At 67.0% G+C, this 12454-nt stretch carries 8 protein-coding genes; all 8 read right to left on the bottom strand.

Annotated elements, in window-relative coordinates; all coding sequences use genetic code 11:
* Positions 1–65: 65 nt before the first annotated feature.
* Positions 66–881: a hypothetical protein gene (locus M2302_RS26100; protein ID WP_280840489.1), complete on the bottom strand. Its 816-nt coding sequence runs from the start codon at positions 879–881 to the stop codon at positions 66–68.
* A gap of 112 nt (positions 882–993) precedes the next feature.
* Entirely contained in the window at positions 994–2766 is a 1773-nt protein-coding gene (locus M2302_RS26095) for a DUF262 domain-containing protein (protein WP_280840488.1), read from the bottom strand.
* Between the two features lie 75 nt (positions 2767–2841).
* On the bottom strand, positions 2842–3381 hold the full coding sequence (locus M2302_RS26090) for a restriction endonuclease (protein ID WP_280840487.1): 540 nt from the start codon (positions 3379–3381) through the stop codon (positions 2842–2844).
* Between the two features lie 256 nt (positions 3382–3637).
* Positions 3638–3859, bottom strand: a complete 222-nt coding sequence (locus tag M2302_RS26085; protein WP_280840486.1) for a hypothetical protein — start codon at positions 3857–3859, stop codon at positions 3638–3640.
* A gap of 33 nt (positions 3860–3892) precedes the next feature.
* Positions 3893–6847: a hypothetical protein gene (locus M2302_RS26080; RefSeq protein WP_280840485.1), complete on the bottom strand. Its 2955-nt coding sequence runs from the start codon at positions 6845–6847 to the stop codon at positions 3893–3895.
* A 132-nt stretch (positions 6848–6979) separates the two neighbouring features.
* Complete coding sequence (locus M2302_RS26075) at positions 6980–7327, bottom strand: hypothetical protein (RefSeq protein WP_280840484.1); 348 nt, start codon at positions 7325–7327, stop codon at positions 6980–6982.
* Positions 7328–7537: 210 nt separating this feature from the next.
* Positions 7538–8776, bottom strand: a complete 1239-nt coding sequence (locus tag M2302_RS26070; RefSeq protein WP_280840483.1) for a hypothetical protein — start codon at positions 8774–8776, stop codon at positions 7538–7540.
* A 50-nt stretch (positions 8777–8826) separates the two neighbouring features.
* Positions 8827–12405 carry a BREX-2 system adenine-specific DNA-methyltransferase PglX gene (pglX, locus tag M2302_RS26065; protein ID WP_280840482.1) on the bottom strand — a complete coding sequence of 1193 codons (3579 nt, stop codon included), beginning with the start codon at positions 12403–12405 and terminating at the stop codon, positions 8827–8829.
* Positions 12406–12454 lie beyond the last annotated feature (49 nt).

Below are 12454 nucleotides of genomic sequence, written 5' to 3'. Positions count from 1 at the left end.
TCCTCGTCAGGCACGACTTTGGTGTAGGCCCGCTTGTCAGCGCGCCACCGCGCCGAACTCCGCACCTAACCCTCGGAGTGACCGCGTCCTTCCAGCGCCCACCTGGCATGTCCCTCCGCGGCTTCGTACGCGGCGTCCTTGGCGATCTCCTTGATGGCATACAACCGTGCCGTCTGCGCCAGCGCTCTCGCCGCCAATTGAAGCCGATTACCGGACGCTTGCCGCACCTGCAGCCAGTCTGGGTCCGCCGCAAACTGCTGCGCCAGCATCAGCATCTTCGGCTGGAAGCCACTATCGCGCTCAAGCGTGTAGCCCGGAGGCATCTCCTCACTGCCCGCTCGCCACTTGTCGATGAGATCAACGACCTCCTGCGAGCTGGTCAGTACCGTCAGCGAGTTCTCGGCCGGAAGGTGTTCCAGCGCCCAGAACACGGCGCGAAGGTCGGCGCCGAGGGCTCGGTCCCCAACGACGCCCTTCGGCTGAGTTGCGGTGCCGAGCGCCCACTCACCGTTGTCTGCCACATACCCCCAACTGATCGGGTGAAAGATTGGCCCCTTGGTGTTGACCTTGTAGAAGCCGCTGCAGCCCACGGTGATGGCTGCGCCAGGTGCCGTCGCCGCGTCCGCCAACGGGCTGCGCAGCGAGTACTTGTCCTTCTTTACCTGGTTTCCCCTGCCGAACGTGAGTTCACGTGGCTTTGGGGGCCGGCCGGAACAAGGCTGGGCGCAGACGTCGCGGCTGAACCTTTCCCGAAGGGCGGCGGGATGTTCCCAAACCTGCGAATCCCTCCGCACGGCGATCACGCCGCACTCGCCGCACACCGTCGCGTCCGTTGCATCGTCACTTGCCCAAGTCACCGTGAGAGCGTAGCCATCGTTCATGATCGCCGGCTGCCCTTGGTCGCTGCCGCGCCCAGAGTGCCGCAAGTCGTCCTAACCCTGGGCGAACCAAGTAACAACCCATGTGATCTACGTGGCGACGCGGCGACGCGGCTCAGGGCGCCTGTCCCAAGGGTGCCTCCCAAGTCGTGCCGAGCAGCTTCGCAAGACGCTGTCCGAGCAGGTGGTAGCGGCGCTCACACCAGCCCAGATACTCGTCAATCGATCCCGGCAAGTCGGGAAGTGCGTTCAGCTCCAGGTAGTTCTTGTAGCCAGCGGGAGTGAACGTCTCTTGGGCCCACTCTCGGGGGACACGGTCCTTCTTCGCAATGTTTTCCGGGCCTTCGAGGAGCTGAAGGTTAGCGAGGCTGTCGCGGTACCAGATGGCCTCGCTGAGTTCGTCTTCTGTGTACTTCCTGTGCTTCTTCAACTTCGCGTTGGTAAGCAGCGACCGCGGGAAGACGTGATCAACGTGGTGGACATTGCGAGTGTTGACGTGCGGGAAGAGCAGGGCAAGGATCGGGAAGATGCCCGCGGTCCCGTACGCCCAGGACTCCATTAGATCCTCAACCTCCCCAGGCGTGAAGGTCAGTGTCTTACCGCGGGCGGTCATCCTCTCCTCAAGCTGCACCACCGGGAAGTGGTTGGCCCCGTGCTTGTCGATGACCTCACGCAACTCTCGGAGCAGCGTGTCGAGGCCGGAACCCCACACGCCATGCTTCAGCAAGCTCCGAATGACCCAGGAGCGGACAGCAGCCCGGTCGTCCCGTTCTGCCGGTCGGTCACGGTAATGCTCGTCGAGCCCCCGTCGGTGGATGTAGTAGGCAATAGGGATGAGAACACTGTTGGCGGTGAGGTTCGCGGCCGAAAGTCCGAAGTCCCCCAGAAGGCCAGCGGCCACGGTCAACGCGTCGCTTACCTCGTCCCACCGCTCTTCCAGGCGCAGCATGTTGCCACGGTTGAAGTTGCGGACTTTGAAGCCGACATCGGTCACGCCGGTAAGCATGAGTCCACTCTTGAGGACCACGTCCTTGCTGAACCAGAAGCGCTGGTCTGTGCCGTTGAGCGTGTCGACGAGAGACTGGATCTCCTTGCGGGCATCCCGCTTGTTCCACTGGGCGGTCGCAATGCTGAGCAGCAGGTCGCTTTGCGAAAGCACCGTGCCCGCCGAGTTGACCCGGATGAAGATGTCCAGCACCTTGTCAATGTCCTGGTCGGATTCCTCGTAGAAATGCAACATGGGCTTACTGTGGATTGCGCTGAAGAGGGTACCGACCAGCTTCGAGGCGTAGCCGTTGTTGCCCAGACCGTGCGAGGCGAGCATGCCCATCAACTCGCCGAGGTCGGTCGCGTCAAAGAGTTGGTAGACCGGGAACCAGTAAGCGGAGCCGTCAGCCGGTTGGGCGACGGGCTCGGCCATCATCCGGAAGTCGTGCTTCACACCCCTCTCGTTCTCGGCAGCCTCTCGGAGCACGTTCAGGTGCAGCCGTCGAGCCGGGTACGACTTGGCCTGGTTTTTCTTTCCATAGCGGACCCTGCTGGCGTAGTAGCCGCGTAGCGCCAAGTTGAGCGAGGTCAGCCGCTGCTGGCCATCGAGCACCGCGACGACGGCCTGTCCCTTGGGGACGTCCAACTCCTTGCTGTAGCGGTTGTCCTTCTCGTGGTACTCCCGCATGAACTCGTAGAACTTGAACTGTGCCGAGGTCTCGGACCGGACATGCCACGAAAGGAAGGATCCGATCGGATAGCCCCGCAGGATGCTGTCGAAGAGCCGGGTGATCTGGTCGTCGTTCCACACGAAGGCACGCTGGATCGCCGGCAGCACCAGTTCCCGTCGCTGGATCTTCTTGACTGCGTCGACGATGGTGATCGCTGTCTGAAAACCCACGGGTGGTCCTCCATGTCACGGAAGGCTGAGGCAGGACCAAGCCTTGTATGACAACGCCCCCAGGTCAACCCGGGATCAGCCCACTACGATCCCCGTCGTGGGCTTCCCCGTCCATGCCCACATCTCCAGGGCGTGCCGGTCGACCAGCGTGATCTTGAGCCGCCGGGCCAACTGGGTGCCGTCGCCCGCGGTGAAGAAACTGTTCGTCACGAGCATGCAGATCTCGCCACCGTGGATGTCCCGGCAGGTGCCGGCGAACCGCTGGATCGCGGCACTGCCCACCCGGTTGCTGATGCTCTGCCGCTTGCACTGCACCACCACGCGGCGACCGTCGGGGGCGACCGCCATGACGTCCGCGCCACGATCACCGGAACCGCCGCACACCTTCACCTGCCGAAACCCGGACGCGACCAGGATCCGCGCGAACCACTGCTCGAACTCGGCCCCGCTCATCGCATCGGTCACCGCGATCAGCCTGTCCCGCTGGGCCTGGTCAGCCCGCTCGCGGGCACGCTGCTTCGACACGGCAAAGCCCACCGCGACCGCCCCCGCGACGACGAGGCTCGCCAGGAAGATCGACCAGTACGGATGCCGCTCCACGAAATCTACGACCATCCCGAGCACCACGAGGACGGCGACGGCACATAGCACCAGACCCCAGCCGTTAGCCGACCTACCGCCCCCGGACACGCGGCGGACCGTCGATCGCCGCCGAACCCTGCCGGGGCGCCGCCTACGGTAGTGCGCCCGAACCCGGGCTCCATTCTTCCTGGTGTGTGACCTGACGTACGGCACGAGGCACCTCCCGAGTCGAGGGAGCCTCAGTCTCGGCGCCGGGTCCGACAATCGGCGTGCACGAGCGTCGATATTGTCAGGTACCCGCCACTTCAGTGCCGCTACGCTCGTCGGCGCCAGCCGGCGACGGGTGCAACGGCGCCGGCTCGGGGTCGGCGAACACCCAGGCCGCCAAGTCGTCGGGAGCGGTGCTCTGCCACAGCCGCGACTTGCGGGACGCCAGCATCTCGGCGACCTCGGCCACATCGTCGGAGTTCCACCAGCTCGCGCCGGTCCGCTCCTCCGTCAGGTCGGACACTCCAACCCTCCGTACTGATCGATCTGCCATTTGTCAGCGCTTGCGGTAGTGGGACTTCACGTACGTGACGCCCTTGGGGAGGCCTCGGCCCACGATCCGCGCGTCTCGGACTTCTTCGAGGTATTCCTCTTCCGATTCCGGCGATGCCTCTGCGCCGGGCGGCAGACGACGAAGGTGCCCGGCCACCTGGTGTCCCCGCCGGTGCGGATGCCACTCGCCGGATGTCTCCCTTGGCGCCGTCACCTTTTCCACCCGGGGCACGTATCGCAGCAGGGGAACTCGCCTGTCTTCCGGACGGGGCGGGTGCCAGGGACGATCGTCAGGGTCGACGCTGCCCTCGACCCGCTGCAGCGCCCGATCGGCGACGAGCCGTTGAACAGCCTGGTGGATGCCCTTTGCCCGCTTGGGTGGCAATCCCAGCCGCAGGCAGTTCTGCACCAGGGCGTCCTCGGCGAGGATCGCGCCGCCGTCCTCGGTGAGGTAACCGAGTTTCCGCAGCGTGTGCAGGACCCAGCTCATGTCGGTGAGGTCCGGCACGCGACCGCGGGCGTCCGCCCCGGGCCCGTTCTGCCGCGTCACCACGCGCGGATCGTACTGGTGGGCGAACTGGACACCGTCGATGCGCTCCGGCCTCGGCAACAGCGTAGTCCGGACGGTGGCGACGTCCGGGTCGGATTTCACGGTGACGGTGACCAGGGTTCCCGGACTCAGTTCCGCCGGCCACTGGATGCCGGCGATCTCCCACCGGCCGTCGCGGCGCCGCAGTGCCACCCGCTGCACCCGCGCGAAGGACGACCCGCTGCGTGCTTCGTGGTCGAGGTGCAGGCGGAGCTGTCGTCCGGGCAAGTCGTCGCTCAACCCGTCGGGCAACGGGCACCACTTAGCGTCGAGGTGCGCCCGGTGCAGGGCGACCATCCAAGACATCTTTGCCCGCTTCCGCCCGTTGACGTCCAGCCAGCGGGCGGGGCCGTCCTCGTCGTCGGGACCGGTGAGCCGGTCCTCGACCACGGCTGTCTGCGACGGAAGGACGAGGGCGGGTACTGGTTTCTGCTCCCCGGTGGCGTATCCCGGCTGCCCGGCGCGCTGCGCCAGGTCTTCCGCCCGCACCGAACCGCCGTGGCGCCCCGAGCACGGTTCTACCGAGACGGTGACAGACCGTCGGCCCGCGACAAGTTCATGGAGCCGGCGCCGCGTGCCAGCCGACAGGGTGGTGTCGAGCGGAGTGACCGCTCGACCAGCGCTGAGGCTGAGCTGGATGACGTTGGCCGCCCTCGCGTGCCGGGTGACGAGATGTACGTTGGACCCGGTGCCGAGGTCGAGAGCTACCCGGCACAGCGCCTGCACCACCTCGTCCAACTTGTTGACGGCCCGGCCGTTTCCCTGGCCGGTCCGGCCGCTCCGGTCGACCCAGCCGTAACCGAACCAGCCGTCGCCCCGTGAGAACGTCTCGGCGACCACGACCAGCTTCTTCGGGGGCTGCTTGAGGACAGTCGGACAGACAAGGTTGTCGTCGGGTAAATGCTTGACCGGTGGCTTCGGCGGGGGCAACTCTTTCTCGACGGTGGCCGGCTGAGGGTCGCGAACGCGGGGGGCCGGCTCCGGCTCCGTCAGCGCGCGCGTCCTCCGCTGCCGTACCACCTCCGCCACCGTCGGCGCACAGGACGGGCACGGGTCGGGTGCATCCGCATCGGCGCAGCCCGCGCGATGTTCCCGGCACGCCTCCAGCGCGACGCGGGTGAGCCGGGGGTGGGTTTCGGCCAGCGACATCAACGCCTCGGCGAGGCAGTCGGTGCGGAGCTGCCGCACAGAGTCACCGCACACCAGGCGCGCGATCCGGAGGTGGAAGCTATCGACGACAAGTCTGGCTTCCAGGCACAGGGCGCTTCCCCGGGCGTACGCCTCCCCCGCCTGCCGCAGCCGGGTCGCCAGGTCAGTCTTGACGCGCGCTTCCGCCCGCCGGAGTTCGGTCTCTGCCGAGTCACGTGCCTCGCCCAGAGCGGACATGATCTCGTCGGCGCAGGTCATCCACTGCTCCGCCACCGCCAAATGGGCCAGGCCCGCATGTGCCTGCCGGCCATTGACGTCGTCCAGGGCAGTGCGAACGAACTTGGCAGCGTTCATCTGCCGAACCCGCTCCACGGGGGCGGTCAACGGCTCCTGAACGGTTGTCTCGTGAGCGTCGAGCCAACCCCACAGGTCTTCGGTCGGTCGTTCGAGGGCGTGCGGGGGGAGGCCGCGCCGCCTCAGCACCCGGGCCAGCGCCTCGTTGAACGGGTCCGCAGCGACCGTCCGCATGACCGTGATCTCCAGCCCTTCCGGTGCGGCGGGCGGCCGTTCCAGCGCCGTCAGTTCCGCCTGGTAGGAGTACCTGAAGGCCAGGGCCGCTGTGTGACAGGCGTTGCTGAGCTGGTCGCGCGTTCGGTGCAACCGCCCTGCGGTCTCGCTGTCGCCAGCCAGCCGGGCGAGACGCGCCTCCGTGTCGACGAGATGCTCGGCGTAGCGCGCGGCGGCGATCGCTGCCGGTTGACCGGCCCTGCGCCGCAGCAGATCCTCCTCGGCCGGTGACAGCTCCGTACCCTCGGCTTTCGTCCGGTGCAGCGAGGCGAGCCACATCATGTCCCGAGGCAGCGGACTGGCGACCGGCGGCGGTTCGGAGTAGGTCGGCGGGGCCGGCGCGGGCTTGTTCTTGGCGGTTGGCGGCTTCTTCGCGGTGGACGGCTTCTTCTTGGTGGTCGACGGAGCCTTCGTCTTCGCAGATTGCGCCGTGCCGGCCGCCGCTCGGCGCACCGCGTCCGGCTGGCCGTAGCACCGGCTGCACAGCAGCCGGGACCAGTTGCCGGCCACCGTCACGACTGAATCGGACATGCTGGTCTGCTGGCACAGGATGCAGCGCAGTGTCATCGGTCGGTCGAGGGTGAACCGCTGCAGTGCTCCCTGCGGAGGAAACGCCCGCACGATCCGGTGTGCGGAGGATTTCCGTGACGCCATCCTGCCTCCCCGTAGTACCAACCTGTCCGGTCACGAGCTGCGCCACCCTGGCAGTCACCCCGCCTGCGGCGCGGCTCCCAGTGTTCAGGATCTGGCCGGTCGGTCAGTCGACCGGCACGTCGTCTTCAGTGCTTACTGGCGGGCCTTACGGCCGCGGGTGGCCTTCGGCGGGCGCCACGACGTCAACGCCTCGTCGGTGAGGTGGAGGCGGTTGGTGGTCTCGGCGAGGAAGCCGGCGTAGATGTCCGCCGGCGAGGCGCCCCACTCCGGGTCGAACTCGCCGTGCCACTGGCGTACCCAGGGCAGGATCTCGCGCAACCCCGCGACCAGCGGCAACAGCCGGTCGGCGGCCCAGCCGTCCTCCTGCTCGCAGGCAACGATCAGGGTGGCCAGGGCCTGGGCCTGCTCGCGGTGGTCCCAGCCCGCCCAACCGACCAGCAGCGACGGGTCACCATCGCGGCTGGCACCCGGGTACGACACGAACCGCTCCTTGGGCACGTCGAGCTGAAGTCCGCCGAGGTGTACTTCGGCGGCACAGGGATCTGCTTGCGGAACTACCGCTTCGCAGCCTCGTCGGGCAGCGCGTCCTCCTGCCGTTGCAGGTCCCACGTCGCCCTTACCGCAATCGAGGGTGCGGGCGGAGCCTGCAGTCCCATCGGAGAGCCCGCGTGGCTGACGGTCGGCGCCCACTCACTCTTCCTTGTCGTCCCCGCGCTGGCGGAGCGCTCGCTCGGCGATCCGGCTGGAGAGCTTGCCCGTCGCCCATCTGGCCCGGCCGAGGGTCTCGTTGCCGAGACGCTTCGCGACACCAACGCCGTCTGCTCCTGTCTCGAGCGCCTTGTCCCTCGCCTCGATGGCCGCGTCCGTCCATCGTCTCGCCTCCGATGACTGTCGATCGCCCTCGATCCCCAGCCGCTCGTGGAACTCGACGATGGCGATCGAGACATGATTGCTCGACTTCACCACAGCCGGGGAGTCCATCGGATTCAGCAGTACCTTGGCGTTGGCTCTGCCCGCGGCCGCGTCCATGCGGGCCACCAGGCGCTCGGTGCACCGGGAGATGAGTTCCAGCCGGTTCTGCCGGGCAGTCCTCAGCCCGAGACGATGCCCGTCCAACTCCTCCGGCGACGCGTCCAGCACCCGGTCGAGTTCGAGCACGGCGATCGCGTCCTGCAGTTGGAAGCAGCGAGCCAGGACGACGAGCCACTCCTGTCCCTTCGACTCTGCTTCCTTGGCCGCCTTGGCGAGATCACCGATCGTGGTCTTGCGCTCCAACTTTTCCGCGAGCGCGTCGAGTTGACGCAACGCGTACGCCTGGGTTTCCGCGATCGTCGCCGGCGCGCCCTGCACCTTCGACCACGTGACTTCGTCGACCCGGCCCCTCTTCTCTCGGATGGTCATGGACTCCTCGATGACGAAGCCGACTCCGATCATGCGGGCCAACACTGCGTCCTTTTGGGCGCGGAGCACATCGTCGACCTTCTCGTCGATCGTGGCGAGATAGTCGGTGATCTCCTTCATGCTCTGTTGCATCGCAAGCTGCGCCATGATCCCCGCAGCACCGGCCAGCAGCGCCGGGTTGCCCGCGATCGCCCCGGGCCCCTTCGAGATCTGGAGCCATTTCTGGATCGAGCCCGGATCCCCCACCATCGCGTGGCTGACGCCTGGAGTCTTGGTCGGCATCAGACCGAACTTGTGGACAGTCTGCGCGGACTCCTTGGTCAGCTGCACCCACCGACCCGAGTGGGCGGCGATCTCGGAACCCGTCTGTGCCGCTGCCGCCCCGGCACTGAGGACAGACCCGAGCCGAGGCAGTCCGAGGTCCGTCGACGGCAGTCCCTCGGAGACGAGGAAACGTTCGACCGCCGTCGGATCTCCGATGACCGCCAGTCCATCGCCGTCACTGATCAGCTGAATCTCGTTACCCATTGTCGGCTCCTGAGGTGCGGAAGGGGTGGACAGCGACGACCTGTGCTCTGTCACTGCTTAGCTCTGCGGCCACGGACGGCCTTCAGCGGGCGCCAGGAGGTGAGGGCGTCGTCGGTGAGGTGGAGGCGGTTGGTGGTCTCGGCGAGGAAGCCGGCGTAGATGTCCGCCGGCGACGCGCCCCACTCCGGGTCGAACTCGCCGTGCCACTGGCGTACCCAGGGCAGGATCTCGCGCAACCCCGCGACCAGCGGCAACAGCCGGTCGGTGGCCCAGCCATCCTCCTGCTCGCGGGCGACGATCAGGGTGGCCAGGGCCTGGGCCTGCTCGCGGTGGTCCCAGCCCGCCCAGCCGACCAGCAGCGACGGGTCACCGTCGCGGCTGGCACCCGGGTACGACACGAACCGCTCCTTGGGTACGTCGAGCTTGCCCCGGTGCTTCCAGTAGCTGGTCTTGAGGAAGTCCGCCGAGGTGTACTTCGGCGGCACCGGGATCTGCTTGCGGAACTCCCGCTTCGCCGCCTCGTCGGGCAACGCGTCCTCCTGCCGCTGCAGATCCCACACCTGCTCCCAGTCGGCGCGCTTGGACAGGCCGGAGTCCTTGTAGCGCAGCGCGGCCAGGTGCGGCACGTGCTCGTCGGCGACCAGGCCGGCGATCACCTTGCCGAGATCCTGACCGGGCGCGTACAGGTTGGCGACGGTGAGCACGTCGTCGTCGCGGCGCAGCTCGTCGGCGAGCTGGGCGGTGGTCAGCGGTCGCGGCTGCTCCAGCCCGTCGACGTGCTGGTACCACAGCTCCCGCGCCTCGCACCGGTCGAGCAGCCAGTCCCGCAGCGCCTTGGCCTGCATCGCGTCCCAGCCCTCGCTGGCCCAGCGCCGCTTGCACTCCGGCCGCTCGATCAGCCCGATGTTGCGGTTGCCCTCGATGACCGCGATCCGCCGCTCCACCACCGCCCGGTACTCGTCCGACCAGTGCGCCGGCAGCTCCGTGATCGGCGTCGACCTGTGCCGGACGAACCACTGCGTCTCCGCCTCACCGGCGGCCATCTTGCGGGCGAGCACGATCTCGAACGCCCGCTCCCCCAGCTTCAGCTCCGGCACCGAGTCGGCCGGGGCGGTCAACTCCTCGTCGAGCAGCCCGTACAGCGAGTAGACCTGCCAGTCCAACTCCTCCTGCAGGGCGATCATCCGCGCCCGGACCGAGTGCCAGTCGTCCCGAGCGGCAGCCAGCCGCTCGCGCGTGGGAACCCCAGAAGCCGCGACCGCCGCCGGGCTCACCGTGGCGAGCCGCTGCGCCAGCCCGTCGATCTCCCGACTCAGTTCGAGGGGGTACGCCGACGGCAGCGGAAACTCCTGCAGCTTAGTCCCGGTGAACTCGTAAAACCGTTCCCACTCCTGGCTCTTGAAGCCTTCGTTGACGCCCTGGCTGCCCTTATCGTGGCTTACCTGCTTGAGCCAGAAGCAGGCAGTCGAACTGTTGAGCAATCCGAGTAGCCGCAGATGATCGTTTTCTGATGCACCCTCTGCCAGTTTGATCACTGGCGCCGACCTGTTGAAGACTTTCCTGCCACGATCCAGCACGAAATGGCTGTGCGTCGCGACAAAGGACATCGCAATGCCGAGGGGCACAGCGAACCGTTCGGGATGCCAGCGACTCCACTCGAACCACGTCAATCCTATCTGTTCGTGCGTGCCGCCGGGCTCACGCCTCAAAACCAAAAGTCCCCGCGTCAACCAAAGCAGGCGGCGAACGGCTTGGTCATGCAGAGATGGCTTCAAGGAAGAGTTGTAAGGAAAAGCAGATTCCGTGACTGGCGATATGCGCCAATCACGAACCGTGTCGCCCTCAACCAGACTAACGACAGATTGGGGATCGACTCCGAATCGAGTCCACGTTCCGACCGGAGCGAAGTAGCTCTCGTCCGAGCCGGTGTGGGTCACCCGACCAACGGCTCGGATCAGGTCACCGACTCGGGTCACCTCAGCCGCCGCCAAGGCCTCCATCACTTGAGCGGCGCCGCCCCCAGAAAGGCTGACGGGAAACTTCTGGAGCATGGATCGGGGCAGGTCGACGCAGCTGACCCAGGAAGATTCCGATCCGGGCTGCGACAACTGTCGAACGATCGCCGTCCAGACGAGACCCTTGCTGGGGTCGGCAGGGGCGCCGGGCTCACCGCGGATCCCCAGGACGGCACGTACCGACTCGGACCGGTTCCGCTTGCGGTCCCGGCCGACCAGGATGACAGTTGGCGTGCCGTGGCCTGGAATGTAGGCGCCAGAAGTATCGATAACGTGGGTGAGGTCGACCTCGCGCGCAAAGTAATCTTCGATGAGCTTCTTGCCGAACTCCCGCTTCATGAACGAGTTCGCCGTGATCTGGCCGACGTACCCAGCTCCTCGGCCATCGGTGCCTGCCGGTTTTGCCAACTCGAAGAAGCGCCGCGCAAACGGCACCGACAACGCGTACTGACGGTGGCAGACATCGCGATAGGCGCGCCGATAGCGACGGTTGGCCGCCTCATCGCTGGGCGTGATGTACGGCGGGTTTCCCACAACGACATGCCACCGCCCCACTTCAAGGAGGCGGGGATGTTCCTGCACATCTTCAGTCGCGTAGTGCTGGTCGATGACCTCACCCGTCTCACTCACCATCGCCAGTTGCTCCTCCCGGTCGAGGGAGTCACCCACTGCGAGGTGCAGTGATAACGCGTAGCCCTTCGTGTCAGTGAGGGTCTTGATACCGCAAGCGCGGACGGCCGCGACCAAGAGGCGGAAGCGGGCGATCGCGACCGCGAACGGGTTGATGTCGACGCCGTGGACGGCGTCGAGGGCGAGGCGTACCCGCTCGTGGGGGTCGCGGTTGGGGGCATGCTGCTCCCACTCCTTGAGGAGTCGGTGGAAGGCGCCGAGGACGAAGTGGCCTGAGCCGCACGTCGGGTCGATCATCTTGACCACGTCGTGGCCGAACTCAGCGATCGCCGGGGTCAGCGTGAGGTCGAGGATGAACTCCTCGACGAACTCGGGCGTCTGGAGCAGGGCGTAGGTCTTGCGGGCCGCCTCCGACAGATCCTGATAGAGGTCGCCGAGGAAGCGGGTGTCCCACTCCGGGTCGGTGAAGTCGTGGACCAGGCCGCCGGTCTCACCGCGCCGGCGCCAGAAGCCGATCAGATCCTTGGCCGCGTCGTGCGACAGCGGGATCTGGTAGAGCGGGTTGTGCCGCTGGTCGAAGAGCGACTTGCCGGCCTGGGTGCTGGCGATGGCGTCGAAGCCCTGCTCCAGCCAGCCACGCAGCGTTTCCTCGGGCCGGTCGCGGAAGAACTGCGCCTCGGCTTCCTCAGCCAGCACCAGCCGGTCCCCCGACCCGGCGAGATACGGCTCGGCCAGCAGCCCGTTGTCCTCGCAGAAGCGCACGAACACGGTGCCCAGCACCCACGCGACCGCGACCTGGGTGACCCGCTCGTCCCGCCAGGCCGCCCAGGTGGCGGCGGTACGCCCGACCTTGAAGGCGTGGTCGTACTCGCCACGCAGTCGGAGGCGCACCTCCTCGACCGATTCGGCCTGCTCCCGCAGGTCCTTTTCCAGATTCTTGACCTGCTTCTGCAGGTCGGACAAGAGCAGCTTCCGGTCGATCACGCGACGACTCTAGTCGTCCCGCCCACGGGACGGAGGTACCCGTAGGGCC

The organism is Micromonospora sp. A200, assembly GCF_029893845.1.
Taxonomy (GTDB): domain Bacteria; phylum Actinomycetota; class Actinomycetes; order Mycobacteriales; family Micromonosporaceae; genus Micromonospora; species Micromonospora purpureochromogenes.
Note: the sequence above shows the minus strand (reverse complement) of the source record. Positions and strands in the feature narration are given on the sequence as shown.